The sequence below is a fragment of the Paenibacillus sp. OK060 genome (assembly GCF_900101205.1).
Taxonomy (GTDB): Bacteria; Bacillota; Bacilli; order Paenibacillales; family Paenibacillaceae; genus Paenibacillus; species Paenibacillus marchantiae.
Window position 1 is genome coordinate 89,936 of the sequence record NZ_FNFR01000012.1, and the last position, 19,167, is coordinate 109,102.

The following is a 19,167-nucleotide window of genomic DNA, read 5'->3' on the forward strand; positions in this document are numbered from 1 at the left end:
AAAATAAAATGTGGAAATCATGCCCATATGAATATACTATTAATTATTTCCAATTTTGTAAATAGTGTATATGTCACTTTTTGAACAAAAAAAGCACCTTTACGGTGCTCTCTCTGTTCATATTCATTTTGGATCAGGTAAATAACAGATCTCAATATCCTCTCGAATATTGGGGGCTTTCTTTTAGTTGCACGATATCATGTCCTGTTGGATTTTGGAAAGCACGAAGGCCAAAGGTCGGCGCAACGGCGAAGATGTGGTCAAAAATATCCGCTTGAACCGATTCATACACACCCCAGGTAATATCATTGCTGAATGCATAGATTTCAAGTGGTAGTCCGTTATCTCCCGGTGCTAACTGTCTCACAATCAACGTCATGTCCTTATGAATTTTCGGATGATTCCTCAGATATTGATGGATATATTCTCTGAATACACCCACATTCGTAAGCTGTCTACCATTCACAATACTTTCCGTATTAATTTGATGTTCCATATTGTATTCGTTAATTTCATTTAATTTTGTCTCGAGATAGTCCGTAAGATAGTGGATCTTCTGAAATTCCCCAATCATTTCCTTGGTGCAGAAGCTTATGCTGCTTGTATCGATATAGACGCTTCGTTTAATCCTTCTGCCACCGGATACCTGCATGCCTCTCCAATTTTTGAAAGAATCCGAGATGAGCGCGTAGCTCGGAATCATGGTGATCGTTTTATCGAAATTCATAACCTTTACCGTGTTTAATGTAATATCGATGACGTCGCCGTCGGCATTATATTTGGGCATTTCAATCCAGTCACCAACACGCACCATGTCATTCGATGATAATTGCACGCCTGCCACCAGTCCCAATATGGAATCCTTGAAGACGAGCATCAGAACAGCAGATAAAGCGCCGAGTCCACTGAGAATAATCAACGGATTCTGACCAATGAGGCTCGAGATGACGATAATGCCTCCAATGATGAAAAGAATAATCTTGGCTACCTGAATGTATCCCTTAATGGGTCTGATCTTGGAGACTTCATAGGAACGATATATGGTATCAAAGGCATTAAGCAGCGCATTTAATACCGTGATGGTTATGACGATCATATAAGTTAAAGCTGCTTTTTCAATCAAAGCTTGATAGGACGGGAAGACATACGCAGAATAATAAATGATAATAGCCGGTACCAGATGCGAGAGGTTGTGGAACACTTTTTTCTCCACAATGATTTTATCCCACGTGTACCGATTGTTGTTGATGATTTGGATAATAATCTTCAGTACGATTTTTTTGGCTATAAAATTGGCCAGTATTGAGACCACAGCTATAAATACCACCATGATCAAATTCGAAAGATATCCAATGGTTTGTTCACTCATGCCAGTTCCGTCTAGTTGATTTTTGATAAAGTCCATTGTATCCTCCTGACGCGGTTTATATTAACTTATTATTATAAATTACATTCTAGTACGAAGTAAAATTTCAAAATAATACAGTAATCGGTTGATGGGGTAAAGGGTAAGCTCCTCTCATGAGTATCACGTCACATAAATGGGCTAATGTGCATAGACTGGGCTAAATATAAACCAGACTCTTGCATTGGAGATGTGAACCTTGAGTAATCCAAAAAATAAAGCTAAGACTCAGCCTATTGCCATGAAAAAGCTTTCCCCCGTAAGCATGGTAACGGAGCTTCCACCCGTACGCGGTAATTTAAGAACCTCTTCCTCAAATCCAAATAAGGCCATTCATAATGAAAAGGACACAACATCCGCTATCGATGCATGTGTAGACCGTGCTTTTCGTATTCCTATATTTTTGAGTACAACCAACACGGTAAATGGCCCGCAAGAGCAATTTTTGAACCGTCTGATTAGGGAAATCGAAGATGCATTGCTCTTTCCCCGCACATTACCCGTTAGTGAACAATACCCGGAAAACATTCTAACGAATATACGGCGCCTGGTTTTTTCAAGCTATGGATTGCTCGCAATCAACTTCCGCAGATTTTTTGTTCAAATTCTTGAATCCAATGTAGGGGAGCCACCAACGACCACTCCGTTCTGGGAAGGATCGACCTTTTCTCAAATTGAGCCTGCCATGGCCTTTCAATTCGGCATTCCAATCTTATTAGTGAGGGAGAAAGGAACGGACGTCAGTAATGGAATTTGGGCCGGAGGAATCACACCTCTCAACATATTTGTTGACTGGGATTCCGACAACCAATCCGTAGACGATTTCTTTAACAGTGTCCAATGGAGAGAAGTATTTGCTTATTGGGCCGCAGAGGTAAGGGGTAACTATTTGCTTCGCACGGAGCCACTTTTCAATAATTAATATGAATTAAAAGATTCACTGTTATTGACGATGTAATCGTTGCGTAGATTGCACTGCCGCACTCGTTCACCTCATACCTGTGCAAGAGGTCACTTTGGATGCGCCCTTTTTTGACCTTATAGATGCCAGTTTATTTGATGTTGCCTCAACCACACGATTTCACCATCCCCGACAGATTACGGAAAAGCAAAAAAGCGACCTAATACGGTCGCTTTTTTCAAAGTTTGGTGGAGGCATGGGGATCGCCTACATAGTTATGGTTAAAAGCATGGTCCTATTTGACTCGCCATAGACATCGCGCATTTAATGTAGCGAACAAGTAAATGTTATCGTGAATATACCTGTACGACTTCATGTATTTTTTCAGGTTTTAAAGATGTGCAAATCGATTCTTCCGTTTGAAGGGTAAGAACAGCACCGGCAAGTCCCAGCTGGCACGCGCTATGAAGCGATTCATTGTTCATGATTCCATATATGGCACAAGAAGAAAACGCGTCACCAACCCCTGTGGTATCCACAATATCCGTCTGGATAGCAGGTAAATGTCCAGATTCCTCCGAGGAAGAATAATACGCCCCCTGATCGCCAAGCGTAATCATTACTTGTTTAACGCCACGTTCTCTAATTTTTTCACACGCGATCTGGCAATCCTCAATTGAGTCAATTCTCATGTCGGCAAGCACCTCTGCTTCAACTCGGTTGGGGAGCAACAGTTCTACTCCGTCGAGACGAAATGGAAGTTTTTGCGCCTTGGCTGCAGATGTAGGATCTATGTACAAAGGAATATGTTCATCGGCACAACGTTTAATGATATAGCTGATACATTCCTTAGGAATATTCGTATCCATAAAAACGGCTTGCGAGGAAACGATGTAGGACCACTTCTCCTCAAACATGGACGTCGTCATTTTTTCATATATTTGCATATCATCCATCGAGACCACGCTCTCACCGGTTGGATCCAGAAGAGTGATGAAAATCCCAGTCCGCTCAGTTGGCAACACCCAAACTTGACTAACATCAACACCTTGGCTCTTTATTTCATTTAGGATCCAGTCGCCTTCTTTATCGTCTCCAACACAAGTCATAATGGAAGTATTACAATTGAGCCGGCTTAAATTTTCAGCAACGTTGCGTGCTGCGCCGCCGCAGGATTCATTGATTTTTACCGGATTGGATGAAGAATAACTGATCATCTGATTGGATCGCGCTTTCTTGTCTATGTTGGCCCCTCCAATACAAACAACCGACGAGTCTTCCCGTAAAATATAAGCCCGTCCCTTGATTTCACCGCGTCTGGTCAAGCTGGCAATATAATTGGCAACCGTCGGACGGGATAAACCAACCTTAGCGGATAACTCTTGTTGAGATATATAAGGATTCATTTTTATATAGTCTAAAATTTGTTTTTCTTTATCCACGAAGTAACCTCATTTCTTCTTATATTCCTCAATACAACCGCGTGTTTGTCTGTCGTATTCATTATACAACTAAAATTACCTTCAAATGAATTCATGCAGTCGTGCCATGCGAAATTTAGCCATTTGTTATGGATTGTTATGGATCTCTAGCATCATGATTTAATTTTGTGTATTGACACAATAATATGAAAGCGTATACTAAACATATGTTTTATATATAAACACTTGTTTATAACTATTAGGAGGTGTACATTGGCTGTTAATTATCTTGTGGACAGACAAGTCAATCTTGCATGAGACATTGGCATTAACATGGAGGAGATATACATGAATTTTGTTTTCTTACTAACTGGCCTTCTTCTTGTTTTTATTATTGGTTTTGCAGTAAGCAACAATCGCAAAAAAATAAAATACAACCGTGTTCTGATCATGTTGGTCATACAGATCCTTTTGGTTTACTCTATGATGAACACGAGTATAGGGATCATTGCGATTACAAAAGTGGGCTTGTTGTTTGAAAAGCTAATGGGGATTGCCAATGCGGGAATACAGTTTGTATTTGGCGGCTTGGCGAATGAAGGTCAAGTCCCGTTTTTCCTTGGCGTGTTAATGCCTCTTGTATTCATGTCTGTATTAATTGGAATTCTGAATTATATCAAAGTATTGCCTTTCCTCATTAAATATTTAGGTCTGTTTCTAAGCAAAATAACGGGAATGGGCAGACTTGAAAGTTATTTTGCCATATCTACATCTGCACTTGGACAACCGGAAGTATTTTTAACCATTCTCAAACAAATCCCTCATCTGTCCAAAGAAAGATTATATACGATTTGTACATCTGCAATGAGTGCAATAAGCATGGCGATGGTTGGAGCATACGCCAATATGCTGGAGCCCAAGTTTGTTGTAACGGCTGTTGTATTGAATATTTTCAGCGCTCTTATCGTTGCCAATATAATTAATCCATATGATCTGGATGAGGATGAGGACTTAGTTGAAATTGAGGAAAAAGAACGGCTACCATTCTTCCGAATGGTTGGGGAAAGCGTAATCGATGGTTTTAAAATCGCCATTATTGTTGGTGCCATGCTGCTCGGATTTATCTCCCTGATGGAGCTGGTCAATGTGATTTTCCAAAGCGCATTACACGTTTCATTCGTTACGGTAATTGGTTATATTTTTGCGCCAATCGCCTTCTTAATGGGAGTTCCGTGGACAGAAGCTGTACAAGCAGGCGGAATTATGGCTACCAAACTGATTACGAATGAATTTGTTGCTATGTTGAGCTTTGGTGATATGTCGAACCAATTCTCCTCGAAAACGGTCGCTATTATATCTGTTTATTTAGTTAGTTTCGCAAATTTCGGAACGCTAGGCATCATCTCCGGATCAATCAAATCGATCAGCGACAAGCAAGGAGACCATGTTGCGAAGTTTGCTCTTAAATTGCTGTTAGGTTCAACATTAGCATCTGTTATTTCAGGCACAATGATGGGACTTGTCATGTAAATAAAATGTAGAGGTGAAATATAATGACAACAAGAAAAGTGATTATGGATTGTGATCCAGGACATGATGACGCCATTGCGATTATTTTAGCTGCTGCACAACCGGAATTGGAAATTCTAGCGATTACAACAGTTTCCGGAAATGCAGAAATTGAAAAAACGACTCAAAATGCTTTACAAATTTGTGATTTGATTTCGTTAAATGATGTTGTGGTTTCAAAAGGTGCCAGTGAGCCTTTGGTCCGATTACGTGAAAATGCTCCTGGCATTCATGGGGAGTCAGGCTTGGATGGTCCTAAGTTTCCTGAACCTTCCCGCAGCTGGAGCGAAGAACATGGCGTTGATACCATTATTAGACTTGTAAAAGAGTCGACAGAGCCAGTTACCCTTCTTCCAACAGGACCGTTAACCAATATTGCGTTAGCATTAACAAAAGCACCGGAAATAAAAAGCAATATTGATGAAATTGTACTCATGGGCGGCGGAACTATCGGCAACTGGACACCAACTGCTGAGTTTAATATTTGGGCTGATCCAGAAGCCGCAAAAAAAGTTTTTGATAGCGGTATTCCAACCGTAGTAATGGGACTGGATATTACACATCAAGCCTTGGCGACCAAAGAAGTCATCGACGAAGTAAATAAAATCGATAACCATGTCGCTAAAATAGTGGGCGAACTACTAGTATTTTTTGCATCGACCTATAAAGAAATGTTCGATTTTGATGGGGCACCGGTACACGATGTCTTAACTGTGGCCTATTGTGTGGCACCAGAATTGTTCAAGACTAAAGATGTGAATATTGTCGTGGAAACGAAAGGTGAGTATACCGCGGGAACAACCCTAGTTGATCTGCACGGGGTTACTGGTAGAAAAGTTAATGCTAAGTTTGGTTTAGAACTTGATGTAGACGGTTTTTGGAAACTAATGATTGACGCACTTAAAAAATACTAGAATCTAGTGATAGCACCTTTGGTTTGCTTCGTGCATGTTGATTTACTTTTTTTAAAATTTCCTGGAGCTGTTTTCGATCTCCAAACGTCTTGACCACCTCCGTTTTTATTATTGTTAAGGTTATTATATTAAAAACTGAAAAACCACCAACCAGAACAACTGGTTGATGGTTTTTACTTACTCTAATGGAGGCGAGGGGAGTCGAACCCCTGTCCGAAGATAACGACACACATAAGCTTCTACGGGTGTAGTCACAGTTTTGATGTCACCCGAGTATCGCCCCGTAATACAATTAATACTCCTCAAAATCTTGTTCGTCAAATACCACATCCTCATTAATTCCGCGAATACTGTACTTCACCTCTTCACATAACAAAACATCTGATTCTTCACTTGTATATTTACAAACATTAGCATCAAACAATACAAGGTTATATCCATTAGATACAGAACTTTTAAAGCTAATGCCATCAAACAGCAAATGAAAATGCATTATCTGAGGTAGGGACTGAGGATAATGTATTTACTCCTTATGCAATCCAAAATAAAAACTTCGAATTGGATTTATTAAAAAACACTACTGCTGACCCTAATGGTGATTGGACAATACAGATAGGATATCCACATATTAATCTGTATGTTAAAAATACAGGATCACAATCTTTTAGAGTGGTTCCTTTGATTGTGTAAGAAGAACTTGTCCTTTGGGTAATCCTAATCCACCATAAATAGTTACTGTATAGGCACCTGAAGGAACGAGCGGCATATGATCATTATTTACTAATTCTACTGTTGCTCCTGCTGTAACGTTCTCATCAAAAATAACTGTATTCTTAATGTTGTGCTTTACCTCTACTCTAAAAGAGTGTACTCCTGTATTTTTTACATTAAGTTTAATGTGTGGATACCCTATTGAAACAAAATAATCTTTCACAGGGTCTACTTGATCACCCATCAAATCCCAAGTTAGTGTTTGTGTTTCCTTAGATGTATTAGGACTGATTTCAGTAATTTCATTTTCCTCTTCAAATTTTAAATCCATATTACTTTTCCAAGCAATAGATACTCCAATAATAAGTGATATAAACAATATAATGGTGCCAGTAATGACTAAAACTTTTTTTTCACTTATTTAACATTCCCTTCAATAAAATTAACTTCTTATAGAATCCCATCAGAATTAACCCGATTGATATGACTTTATCATCCATCTCTTTGCGTAGGTATGTACTATAAATTTATTTAAAAAAACCAATTTAAATTTATGCTTATTATATCATAAACAGAAAAACCACCAACCAGAACACTGGTTGATGGCTTTTGACTTGACTCTAATGGAGGCGAGGGGAGTCGAACCCCTGTCCGAAGATAACGACACATAAGCTTCTACGGGTGTAGTCACAGTTTTGATGTCACCCGAGTATCGCCCTGTAACCGGCTATACGTTGGGTCAGCCTGATTGTCTTCTTCAGCACACCCCAGGCGGAGATGTGACAGCGTATCCCACTACTTGTTAGCCCCTAATCCTGTCACATGGGCGATGCAGGTTAGAAGCACGCACACAGTTTCTTAGGCTGCGAAAGCGTAGTTTGTTTGTTGTTTGCCGTTTAATAGGCTTTAGCGTTGATGAAGCGGACGCGTCCCCACTACCCGCTACCCATGCTCGAACTATCCCCGTCGAATCCATAAACGCCCCCTCATATAAGAAGGGCTCCAGGATTAATCCGTGAATACGGAGCAAAGGTGCTGCACATCTTTTTCCTCCAAGGTAAAAAGATGCTTCTTTCAAACTCGGCATTCCTGTCTGCTACAAGAACATCATAACACAGGAACAATCACCGATATAGTACAGAGTGCTGGAAGACGTTCCAGCAGACTGAGCAACTGTGCAAGTTTAACCAACACACATATGATGCTCAAGCGTCTACATATTATACCGCGTCCCTCAAGGGAAGTAAAGTTGAGTACCGAATGCCAACGATTCACAAACAGTTCCACTTAACTATCTTACCCACGATCCGAACAAACTACGCAGCCATCTGCAAACTTACTCCATCAACCTTGCCAATAAACCATACAGTTTTAACTTTTACTAACCTAACATCTTAATAGACAGGTTACATGGCAAAGTGTTGTATCTCCTATCAGACCTGGCACAAAAATCTGACAGACCACCGTAACTGGGACCTCTAATCAAAACAAAAATCCCAAGCTCTACCCAACTACGGGTAAAACCTGAGATCCTAATTTCTAGCATAACCTGCTTATCACTAACTAACTTACCATGCGTCATTCAACACATAGCAACCCAATCAACGAGCAACTTTCTGCTTCTCGCGCAGTACCCGTTGAATATCACGTTGTGCATCGCGTTTTGCAGCAGACTCCCGTTTATCATACTGCTTCTTACCTTTACCCAGTCCGAGCAATAGCTTCGCATACCCGTTACGAATATAGATCTTCAGCGGTACAATGCTGTATCCATCCTGCTTCGACAGCCCAAGCAGCTTGTGAATCTGCACTTTATGCATCAGCAGTTTGCGTGTACGTGTTGGATCAATTGGATTATGACGGTTCCCTTGTTCAAAAGGACTAATATGCATATTGTGAATATGAATCTCACCGTTCCGAATCGTGGCAAATGCATCTCCAATATTCGCACGGCCGTTACGAAGAGATTTAATCTCCGTTCCGGTAAGCACCATGCCCGCTTCATACGTATCTTCAATGAAGTAGTCATGGGAAGCCTTTTTATTCTGTGCAAGCACTTTACTCTGTCCATCATTCTTGCCCATGTCCTCACTCCTTCTCCGTAAAATAAGCCGGTACCTATGCTCTACAGCAGCGCACCATACATTTCCTCAGGTACCACATGCCAGACCTTAATTGTAGCAAGGACCGCTGTTAAAATCAAGAAAGAGGCGGTCTGCGCCGCCCCTTCCCATTACACTCATTTCATGCTCAGCGAAACGCGATTACTTTTTCTTCTTCCGTACAAAAGCCGCCGTTCCGTTGGCTGGTGCGCCTTTACTCTTCTTGCGCTTACGGCGTGGTGCTCCGCCTTCCTGAACACCGCCCGGTGTAGCTCCTTCTCCGATAAACACACCGCTAGGTGAGGTGTTTTTGCGTCCACTACCGCCTTTGCCACCTTTACCTCCGCCTTTACCGGATTTGAAGCTTCCTTCACCACGACTGCTGCCGCTGTTCAGAGCATTCCCTTGTCCACTAGCTGAAGTGCCTTCCTGGCCACCTGCGGTAGAGCTATAACCACCTTTGCCCGAACCAAAACCAAAGCTTACCGCCCCCTTACTCCGGCCTGCTGATCCGCCGGCATCTCCAGCACGACGCTCACCTCTCGGTTTGCCGCCACCTTTGCCACCCGAGCTTCCTACTGTGTTCGAAGCTCCGCTACGACCGCCACGTCCGCCTTTGCTGCTTTCATCGGCTGATCTGCCGCCACGGCTGCCTCCAGCACCGATTGGCGCGCCTTTACCACCACGCGAGCCACTGAATCCACCAGAACCACTCTTCGCGCCGCCGCGTGCTCCGCCACCAGCAGGACGTCCACCTTTACCGCCACGTCCACCGCTGAAGCCACCTGGACGTTCGCCGCGAGGTTTCATGTCAACCATTTCAAAGTCAATCGTGTACTCTTCCATGCTCACACGCGCTACACGAATCTTCACCTCATCACCGATGCGGAAGACCTTGGAGGTGCGTTCGCCAATCAGAGCCATATGTTGGTCGTCAAAATGGTAATAGTCGTCTGTGAGCGCACTCAGGCGAATCAGACCCTCTACCGTATTTTCCAGTTCAATGAACATACCGAAGCTGGTTACACTGCTGATCATGCCTTCGAACTCTTCGCCGACTTTATCGAGCATGTACTCTGCTTTCTTCATTTTCTCTGTATCGCGCTCAGCTTCAACCGCCACACGCTCACGTTCCGAAGACTGTTGAGCAATATCTGCCATACGTCCCGCCAAATACTCCTGACGGTTCTCAGGCAAAGCCCCATTGTTCTCAATCACTTCCCGAATAACACGGTGAATGACGAGGTCGGGATAACGACGGATCGGTGATGTGAAGTGACTGTAGAACTCTGCTGCCAGACCAAAGTGACCGGACATCTCGGAATCATACTTGGCCTGTTTCATGGAACGCAGCATCATTGTACTGATAACCGTTTGTTCCTTCGTTCCATTAATATCCTCAAGCAGGGATTGAAGAGCCCGTGGATGAATCGCGTTGCCACGTCCTTTGACGTGGTGTCCGAAATTCGCCGCAAAGGCGAGAAAATTTTGCAGTTTTTCCTGATCTGGATCTTCATGCACACGATAAATGAACGGAACCTTCAACCAGTGGAAATGCTCTGCTACCGTTTCATTGGCTGCCAGCATGAATTCCTCAATGATTTGCTCCGCAATCGAACGCTCCCGTTTCACGATATCGACTGGTTTGCATTCTTCATCCACGATGATTTTGGATTCTTCAAAATCAAAGTCAACCGCACCGCGGCGCATACGCATCGCACGAAGCTTCAAAGCAATCTCTTTCATCAAGTGGAAATCATCCACTAGGTCCTTGTAACGCTCCAACAATTCAGGCTCTTCACCTTCAAGAATTTTACGAACGTTGGAATACGTCATCCGCTCTTTGGTCTTGATAACACTTGTGAAAATGTCGTGTTTCACAACCTTCATCTGGTCGTTGAACTCCATCTCACAAGACAGGGTCAAGCGGTCTACCTGCGGGTTCAAACTACAGATCCCGTTGGACAACCGTTGCGGAAGCATCGGAATAACACGGTCCACCAGATACACGCTGCATCCCCGATTGTACGCTTCCTGGTCCAGCTTGGAGTTCTCCTGCACATAATAGCCTACATCGGCAATATGAACGCCCAGACGATAGTTACCGTTAGGTAGTTTCTCCACATTGACAGCGTCATCGAGATCCTTCGCGTCTTCGCCATCAATCGTAACGATATTCAACCCACGCAGATCGCGGCGACCTTGCTGGATAATTTCTTCTTCCGTAATGGCATCCGGTGCTTTTTCGGATTCTTCCACCACTTCATCCGGGAAAGCTTCAGGCAGCTGATGTTTACGGATCACTGACAAAATATCAATGCCCGGTTCATCCTTATGACCGAGAATCTCGATCACTTCACCTTCTGCTGCTGCCCGGCCCTCTGGATAGCTGACGATTTTCGCAACAACTTTTTGCCCATCAACAGCTCCATTAAAGTTCGTCCGTGGGATGAAGATATCCCGGTTAATCCGCTTATCGTCCGGAATGACGAAGCCATAAACCTCGTGGCTTTGGAATACACCGACCACTTGCGTGACCGCACGGGTAACAATACGGACAATCTCGCCCTCCAAACGCCCACCGGAAGGACCTTGAGAAGTCACTTTAACAAATACCGTATCTCCGTTCATCGCGCTTTTCATATCATTGGCATGGATGTACACATCCGGGTGTTCCCGATCCTCAGGGATGAGGAAAGCAAACCCCTTCGCATGAGCCTGCAAACGTCCGCGCACCAAATCCATACGTTCTGGCATGCCGTAGCGGTTATTGCGAGTCAGCAAGACTTTGCCGGATTCCTCCAACGTATTAAGCATAATTAAAAAGGCTTTGAAATCAGCCGCGTCTTCAATCTCGAAGTGCTGTTCCAGTTCCTGATAAGTCATCGGTTTATAAGCGGTATCCCGCATAAAGTCGAGCAATTGTTGTTCTGTTATCATTAATATTCACCTCGGGAAACATAAAAGTGTAATCTTGTCTCATCTCTCTATGTATCAGAAACCTTACAAATAGAAAAACCAATTAACTCAGGCCTCACTATCTCATACCCTAGTATACACGAATTCAATCCGGCGCATCCGTACCCTGCAAAATAAACCAAGCATGCATGGCCCCTTGCATAACCGCGCTTTCATGCATCATAACAGCATTTATGCTACATGTGTTTTGCTCTCGAAAAGACAGAAAAGAATCGGCCCAGAACAGGGCGAATATGTAGGAAGGTTACCGAACGGAAGTGAGAAGAAATCGAAGATCAGAATCATGTAGTTCATTGGAAAAGACTGGTCATGAATGAATTTATTAAAAAACCTCCGTTTCTTCTCGAAACGAAGGTTAATCATTCAAGCGTTCCTGCTCGAAACTATCGCGTTACATAAGGCACTCCAACTCTTACTTGGAGACAACCGTAACGATGATAGACAAAATGAAGAATCCTGCACCCAGTACAACTGTTGCACGTTGCAGGAAAAGATCCAGTCCGCGCGCTTTCGTTTTACCGAAAAGATGTTCCGCACCACCGGAGATGGCACCCGCCAAACCAGCGCTTTTCCCGTGCTGCAGCAATACTACAGTGATTAGACCGATCGAAAACACCACGAGCAGCAATTTCAAAGCAATATCCATTCTTTCCACCTCCTACCCATGTGGGCATAACATCTCACCATAAAAACAGTTACTTTAATTGTAACACAGCTATTAACGTGATACAAGTAGTGGCATTTCCTCAATTACTGAGATATAGCCAACATTTTCAACCCTTTTAATCTTCTTTAGTAATTAAAATCAACTTAATAAAAAAGACAAGCCGGTTACCCGGCTTGCCCATGAGTTGTCGTAAGACAACTTATTTTTTGAGGTTGTAGAAACCTTTGAGACCATTGTATTGAGCCAGTTCGCCCAGTTGATCCTCGATGCGGAGCAATTGGTTGTACTTCGCGATACGGTCTGTACGGGAAGGAGCACCCGTTTTAATTTGACCCGCGTTTGTTGCAACAGCGATGTCAGCGATTGTGCTGTCTTCGGACTCACCGGAACGGTGGGAGATTACAGCAGTGTATCCTGCACGTTTAGCCATTTCGATTGCATCGAATGTTTCAGTCAATGTACCGATTTGGTTAACTTTGATCAGGATGGAGTTACCGATACCTTGTTCGATACCTCTACCCAGACGCTCTGTGTTCGTTACGAACAGGTCATCACCAACGAGTTGTACTTTGTCTCCCAATTTCTCAGTGAGCAATTTCCAACCATCCCAGTCATCTTCGGACATACCGTCTTCGATTGTGATGATTGGGTATTTCTCAACCCATGAAGCCAAAAGGTCAACATACTCAGCGGAAGTGTAAGATTTACCTTCGCCAGCAAGTGTGTACTTACCATCTTTGTAGAACTCAGTGGAAGCTACGTCCATACCCAGGAATACGTCAACGCCTGGTTTGTAACCTGCTTTTTCAATAGCTTCAATGATTGTAGTGATTGCTTCTTCGTTCGAACCAAGGTTCGGTGCGAAGCCGCCTTCGTCACCTACAGCTGTGTTCAGACCTTTGGAGCTCAGTACGGATTTCAGGTTGTGGAAGATTTCCGCTCCTACGCGAAGAGCTTCTTTGAAGCTTGGTGCTCCAACTGGAAGAACCATGAACTCTTGAACGTCGATGTTGTTGTCAGCATGCTCACCACCGTTGATGATGTTCATCATTGGTACTGGCAGTACTTTAGCGTTGAATCCGCCCAGGTAAACGTACAATGGCAGATCCAAAGCGTCAGCAGCTGCGCGAGCTACAGCCATGGATACAGCCAGGATTGCGTTAGCACCCAGTTTACCTTTGTTTGGCGTACCATCCAAAGTAATCATCAATTTGTCGATACCCAGTTGATCCAATGCATCCATACCGATTACTTCTGGAGCGATTGTTTCGTTTACGTTCTTAACAGCTTGCAGAACGCCTTTACCCAGGTAACGGGATTTGTCGCCATCGCGAAGCTCAACAGCTTCGTGGGCACCAGTAGATGCACCAGATGGAACGATTGCGCGTCCGATTGCGCCGGACTCCAGGTATACTTCAACTTCAACTGTAGGGTTACCGCGGGAGTCAAGGACTTCGCGAGCGTACACGTCAGAAATAATAGTCATGAGTGATAATCTCCTTTTAATTTGGAATTTTATTTTAATACGTTCAGAATAGTTGAGTTTCACCAGGCCACTCCGCATGCAGTACCGTCTTCCGATCGCTGTTATCCCCTGATTTCTTTGAACTTGTTTTTATAAGTTGAAATCATGTGATAAAGGCGAACGCTTCGCTTCTACAGATCGGTTCTGCCCGCTTCGTTAAGGTTCAACTTAGGCCTTATTCAATAACCTATTAAAATTATATTATTTACGGGTAGCGATGACAGATGTACCAGTCATTTCAGCCGGTTTAGGCAATTGCATCAGGTCAAGAATCGTTGGAGCGATATCCGCGAGGATTCCGCCTTCACGCAGGGTAACGTTAGCATCTGTAACGATGAGTGGAACCGGGTTCGTTGTGTGAGCAGTGAACGGACGTCCTTGCTCATCGAACACCATATCCGCGTTACCATGATCCGCAGTAATCAGCACAACGCCGCCTTTAGCGAGAACTGCATCCACAACACGGCCCATGCATTCGTCTGTTACTTCTACTGCCTTAATGGTAGGCTCCAGCATGCCGGAGTGTCCAACCATATCAGGGTTAGCGAAGTTCAGAATGATGGCGTCATGTTTGTCTGCTTCAATCTCACGAACACATGCGTCAGCTACTTCATACGCGCTCATCTCCGGCTGCAAGTCGTACGTTGCAACTTTTGGTGAGTTGATCAGCACGCGTGTTTCGCCCGGAAGCTCAACATCACGGCCGCCGCTGAAGAAGAAGGTTACGTGCGGGTATTTCTCGGTTTCTGCAATACGCAATTGTTTCTTGTTGTTCTGTACCAGAACTTCACCCAGCGTGTTGTCGAGGTTTTTAGGCGAGTAAGCCACGTAACCTTCAACGGTCTCGCTGAACAAGGTCAGGCACACGAAGTGCAAGCCCACAGGGAACTTCGGACCGCGGTCGAAACCACGGAAATCCTGGTTCGTGAATACTTGCGACAGTTGGATCGCACGGTCAGGACGGAAGTTGAGGAAAATGACGGAATCGCCGCTCTCCACCAAACCTACCGGCTGGCCATCCGCTTTAACGATAACCGTTGGTTCAACGAATTCGTCAAATACGGATTTTTCATACGATTCTTCAACTGCTTTGAGTGGATCAGTGTATTTTGGTCCATCACCATAAACGATGGCACGATATGATTTCTCAACACGTTCCCAACGTTTGTCACGGTCCATCGCATAGTAGCGACCTTGAACCGTTGCGATTTGTCCTACACCGACTTCCTCGATTTTGGCAATCAGCTTCTGCATGAACTCTTTACCGCTATCTGGCATAACATCACGGCCATCCATGAAAGCATGAATGTATACGTCATTCATTCCTTCTTTTTTGGCGAGATCCAGCATAGCGAACAAGTGGTCGATGTGACTATGTACGCCGCCATCGGACAACAAACCATACAAGTGAAGCTTTTTACCGCTTTGTTTCGCTTCGCGAACAGCTTTAACGAGTGTCTCATTGTCGTAAAATTCACCGTCACGAATCGATTTGGAGATACGAGTCAAATCCTGGTATACGATCCGGCCGGCACCAATATTCAGGTGACCTACCTCGGAGTTCCCCATTTGCCCTTCAGGCAAACCTACCGCTTCACCGCAAGCAGTGAGAGTTGTGTGTGGGAATTGGCTCATAAAACGGTCATAGTTCGGTTTCTTGGCTTGCGCTACCGCGTTGCCTTCCACCGTGTTACGAAGACCAAAGCCGTCCATAATGATCAGTGCTACAGGTTTTGGAGCTGTCATTACTTCGCCCCCTCAACAAGCGCGATGAACGAAGCCGGCTGCAAGCTGGCACCGCCAACAAGCGCGCCGTCGATGTCGCTTTGTCCGAGGTATTCTGTTACGTTCTCAGGTTTAACACTGCCGCCGTATTGAATACGAACTGCATCTGCTACCTTTTGGTCGTACAGATCCTTCACCAGCGTACGAATGTAAGCAATAACTTCATTCGCATCTTGGGAAGTGGAGGATTTGCCTGTACCAATCGCCCAGATTGGCTCATAAGCGATAACCACTTGTGCTGCCTGATCTGCGGACAGACCTGCAAAAGCAGCTTCCGTTTGCACTTTGCACACGTCTTTCGTTTGATCAGCTTCGCGCTCTTCAAGCGTCTCACCAAGACAAAAGATTGGAGTCAATCCGTGACGGAATGCTGCATGCAACTTTTTATTGACAGTCTCATCGGTTTCCGCAAAATATTGACGGCGCTCCGAGTGACCAATAATGACGTAATCCACACCCAGGTCTTTCAGCATCACGCCGCTGATTTCACCTGTGAATGCACCGTTGTCTTCAAAATGAAGATTTTGTGCACCAATTTTGATGTTTGTGCCTTTAACGGCTTCTACCAGGGATGGCAGATTCGTAAACGGTGCGCAAATAACAGTCTCTACGCCTTCAACTTCCGCTTTTCCTTTAACTTCCTGAATGAAGTCATTGGATTCGGAAACCGTTTTGAACATTTTCCAGTTACCTGCGATAATCGGTGTTCTCATGGTTTTCAACTCCTTCATGCTATAGCTTAAAGCTTACTTGTCGTTCAATGCAACTACGCCAGGAAGCACTTTGCCTTCCATGAACTCGAGCGATGCACCGCCACCTGTAGAGATGTGGTCCATTTTGTCAGCCAATTTGAACTTCTCAGCTGCTGCTGCGGAGTCACCACCACCAATGATGGTGTATGCTTCTGTCTCTGCACAAGCTTCGGCAACCTCACGTGTACCGTTAGAGAAAGGCTCAATTTCGAATACGCCCATTGGTCCGTTCCATACAACCAGCTTGGAGTTTTTGATCACTTCAGCATAGATTGCACGAGTTTTCGGTCCGATGTCCACGCCTTCCCAGTCTGCAGGGATGCCGTCGATACCAACGATTTGTGTGTTTGCACTTGCACTGAAGTCGTCAGATACAACGATATCTACCGGCAGGTAGAAGTTTTTGCCCAATTTTTTCGCTTTTTCAATGAAACCAAGAGCAACGTCCAGTTTGGAATCATCCAACAGAGATTGTCCGATTTCATGTCCTTGTGCTTTGAAGAACGTGTAAGTCAGGCCGCCACCGATGATTACGTTGTCTGCAATGTTCAACAGGTTGTCGATCACATCGATTTTGTCTTTAACTTTGGAACCACCGATGATTGCTGTGAAAGGACGCTCAGGGTTGGAGATTGCTTTGCCCAACACTTCAAGTTCTTTCTCCATCAATAGACCGGATACTGCTGGCAACAAATGAGCGATACCTTCTGTCGAAGCGTGTGCTCTGTGAGCTGCGCCGAATGCATCGTTAACGAATACGTCAGCCAGTTCAGCAAATTGTTTTGCCAATTCAGGATCGTTTTTCTCTTCGCCTGCGTGGAAACGAACGTTCTCAAGCAACAATACGTCGCCATTGTTCAGTTCAGCGATTTGAGCTTTTACTGTTTCGCCAACGGAATCATCCGCTTTAACGACTTTTTTACCGAGCAATTCGGACAAACGCTCAGCAGCTGGAGTCAAACGCATGGATTCAACCACTTCGCCTTTTGGACGGCCCATGTGGCTTGCCAAAATAACTTTAGCGCCTTTTTCGATCAAGTAGTTGATCGTAGGAAGCGTGGCACGAATACGTTTGTCATCTGTAATTTTACCATCTTCGAGCGGCACATTAAAATCTACACGGACAAAAGCCCGTTTTCCTGTCAATTCGATATCGCGTACACTTTTTTTGTTCATCTGTATTTCCTCCGCACCCATGTATTTGGTGGACCAATCAAGAGCTGAAATCCCTTGTCAATCCTGGTGTTTTTGAGAAATTTGCAAAATGTTGATATATAAAGAGCGGAAACAATAGCATCTGTTTCCGCTCTATGTTATTGCAGATATTACTTAATCATTTTTGCAAAGTGCTCCAAAGTGCGAACCAGTTGAGCAGTGTAGGACATTTCATTGTCATACCAAGCTACAGTTTTAACCAATTGTTGGTCGCCAACAGTCAGAACTTTAGTTTGAGTTGCATCAAACAGGGAACCGAAAGTGATACCTTGGATATCGGAAGATACGATTTCGTCTTCAGTGTATCCGAAAGTTTGTGGATCGGAAGCTTCTTTCATAGCTGCGTTAACTTCTTCAGCAGTTACTTTTTTGTTCAAAACAGTTACGAGCTCAGTCAGGGAACCAGTAGCTACTGGCACACGTTGAGCTGCACCGTCGAGGATACCTTGCAGTTCTGGAATAACCAGACCGATTGCTTTAGCAGCACCAGTTGTGTTAGGGATGATGTTTTCAGCTGCTGCGCGAGCACGACGGAAGTCACCTTTAGGGTGTGGAGCATCCAAAGTGTTTTGGTCGCCAGTGTAAGCGTGAATTGTAGTCATCAAACCTTGAACGATTCCGAATTTGTCTTGCAGTGTTTTTGCCATAGGTGCCAGGCAGTTTGTTGTGCAAGATGCGCCGGAGATTACAGTTTCAGTACCGTCGAGGATTTCATGGTTTACGTTGTAAACGATGGTTTTCATGTCGCCAGTAGCTGGTGCGGAGATAACAACTTTCTTAGCTCCACCTTTCAGGTGTTTCTCAGCTGCTTCTTTAGTTGTGAAGAAACCAGTACATTCCAGAACGATATCTACGCCCAGGTCGCCCCAAGGAAGTTCTTCTGGGTTACGGTTAGCCAATACTTTAACTTCTTTACCGTTCACTTTGAAGAAGCCATCGTGTACTTCAACATCGCCATCGAAGCGACCTTGAGTTGTATCATATTTGAGCAAATGAGCCAGCATTTTAGCATCAGTCAAGTCGTTGATTGCTACTACTTCAATGCCCTCTACATTTTGAATACGGCGGAATGCCAAGCGTCCAATACGTCCAAAACCGTTAATACCTACTTTAATCATGAGTAAGTTCCTCCCAAGTTTTGATTAATTTTTTTTATGAAACTTATATATTCAAGACAGACCGTGAAGTCCGTCAAGACAACAATGGTTGTGGTGAAAAGTA

At 44.1% G+C, this 19,167-nt stretch carries 15 protein-coding genes and 1 other RNA gene; 3 read left to right on the plus strand and 13 right to left on the minus strand.

Going from position 1 to position 19,167, the window contains the following annotated elements; translation table 11 throughout:
* Positions 1 to 151: 151 nt before the first annotated feature.
* Complete coding sequence (locus tag BLS14_RS29580) at positions 152 to 1,405, minus strand: mechanosensitive ion channel family protein (protein WP_090955383.1); 1,254 nt, start codon at positions 1,403 to 1,405, stop codon at positions 152 to 154.
* Positions 1,406 to 1,604: 199 nt separating this feature from the next.
* On the opposite strand from BLS14_RS29580, the gene BLS14_RS29585 reads away from it, so the two are divergent.
* Positions 1,605 to 2,327 carry a hypothetical protein gene (locus tag BLS14_RS29585; RefSeq protein WP_090955385.1) on the plus strand — a complete coding sequence of 241 codons (723 nt, stop codon included), beginning with the start codon at positions 1,605 to 1,607 and terminating at the stop codon, positions 2,325 to 2,327.
* Between the two features lie 326 nt (positions 2,328 to 2,653).
* On the opposite strand, the gene BLS14_RS29595 is transcribed toward BLS14_RS29585, so the two are convergent.
* Positions 2,654 to 3,748 (minus strand): carbohydrate kinase, encoded by a 1,095-nt coding sequence (locus BLS14_RS29595; RefSeq protein WP_072735768.1) that lies wholly within the window; start codon positions 3,746 to 3,748, stop codon positions 2,654 to 2,656.
* Between the two features lie 327 nt (positions 3,749 to 4,075).
* Between BLS14_RS29595 and BLS14_RS29600 the strand changes: the two genes are divergently transcribed.
* Together BLS14_RS29600 and BLS14_RS29605 are read left to right on the plus strand one after the other, a co-directional pair.
* Entirely contained in the window at positions 4,076 to 5,257 is a 1,182-nt protein-coding gene (locus BLS14_RS29600) for a NupC/NupG family nucleoside CNT transporter (protein WP_064641207.1), read from the plus strand.
* A gap of 23 nt (positions 5,258 to 5,280) precedes the next feature.
* On the plus strand, positions 5,281 to 6,210 hold the full coding sequence (locus BLS14_RS29605; protein WP_072735766.1) for a nucleoside hydrolase: 930 nt from the start codon (positions 5,281 to 5,283) through the stop codon (positions 6,208 to 6,210).
* Between the two features lie 292 nt (positions 6,211 to 6,502).
* Here the strand turns inward: BLS14_RS29605 and BLS14_RS32845 are convergent, their stop codons facing one another.
* The 11 genes from BLS14_RS32845 to gap form a co-directional block, all read right to left on the minus strand.
* Complete coding sequence (locus BLS14_RS32845; protein ID WP_072735765.1) at positions 6,503 to 6,703, minus strand: hypothetical protein; 201 nt, start codon at positions 6,701 to 6,703, stop codon at positions 6,503 to 6,505.
* A 171-nt stretch (positions 6,704 to 6,874) separates the two neighbouring features.
* Complete coding sequence (locus tag BLS14_RS29615) at positions 6,875 to 7,252, minus strand: hypothetical protein (RefSeq protein ID WP_244552246.1); 378 nt, start codon at positions 7,250 to 7,252, stop codon at positions 6,875 to 6,877.
* Between the two features lie 290 nt (positions 7,253 to 7,542).
* Positions 7,543 to 7,907: a transfer-messenger RNA gene (gene ssrA, locus BLS14_RS29620) on the minus strand.
* Between the two features lie 615 nt (positions 7,908 to 8,522).
* Positions 8,523 to 9,005 carry an SsrA-binding protein SmpB gene (gene smpB, locus BLS14_RS29625; RefSeq protein ID WP_024629496.1) on the minus strand — a complete coding sequence of 161 codons (483 nt, stop codon included), beginning with the start codon at positions 9,003 to 9,005 and terminating at the stop codon, positions 8,523 to 8,525.
* 180 nt (positions 9,006 to 9,185) lie between these two features.
* Positions 9,186 to 11,963, minus strand: a complete 2,778-nt coding sequence (gene rnr / locus BLS14_RS29630; protein WP_090811665.1) for a ribonuclease R — start codon at positions 11,961 to 11,963, stop codon at positions 9,186 to 9,188.
* 451 nt (positions 11,964 to 12,414) lie between these two features.
* Positions 12,415 to 12,648 (minus strand): preprotein translocase subunit SecG, encoded by a 234-nt coding sequence (secG, locus tag BLS14_RS29635; protein WP_024629498.1) that lies wholly within the window; start codon positions 12,646 to 12,648, stop codon positions 12,415 to 12,417.
* 220 nt (positions 12,649 to 12,868) lie between these two features.
* A complete protein-coding gene (gene eno / locus BLS14_RS29640) occupies positions 12,869 to 14,155 on the minus strand; it encodes a phosphopyruvate hydratase (protein WP_063566488.1) in 1,287 nt (428 codons plus the stop codon).
* A 240-nt stretch (positions 14,156 to 14,395) separates the two neighbouring features.
* Positions 14,396 to 15,940, minus strand: a complete 1,545-nt coding sequence (gene gpmI, locus BLS14_RS29645) for a 2,3-bisphosphoglycerate-independent phosphoglycerate mutase (protein WP_063566489.1) — start codon at positions 15,938 to 15,940, stop codon at positions 14,396 to 14,398.
* A complete protein-coding gene (tpiA, locus tag BLS14_RS29650) occupies positions 15,940 to 16,692 on the minus strand; it encodes a triose-phosphate isomerase (RefSeq protein WP_063566490.1) in 753 nt (250 codons plus the stop codon). The genes gpmI and tpiA overlap by 1 nt, the downstream gene beginning before the upstream one ends.
* Positions 16,693 to 16,725: 33 nt before the next feature.
* A complete protein-coding gene (gene pgk, locus BLS14_RS29655) occupies positions 16,726 to 17,907 on the minus strand; it encodes a phosphoglycerate kinase (protein ID WP_024629502.1) in 1,182 nt (393 codons plus the stop codon).
* Between the two features lie 149 nt (positions 17,908 to 18,056).
* Positions 18,057 to 19,064: a type I glyceraldehyde-3-phosphate dehydrogenase gene (gene gap, locus BLS14_RS29660; RefSeq protein WP_024629503.1), complete on the minus strand. Its 1,008-nt coding sequence runs from the start codon at positions 19,062 to 19,064 to the stop codon at positions 18,057 to 18,059.
* Between the last annotated feature and the right edge of the window lie 103 nt (positions 19,065 to 19,167).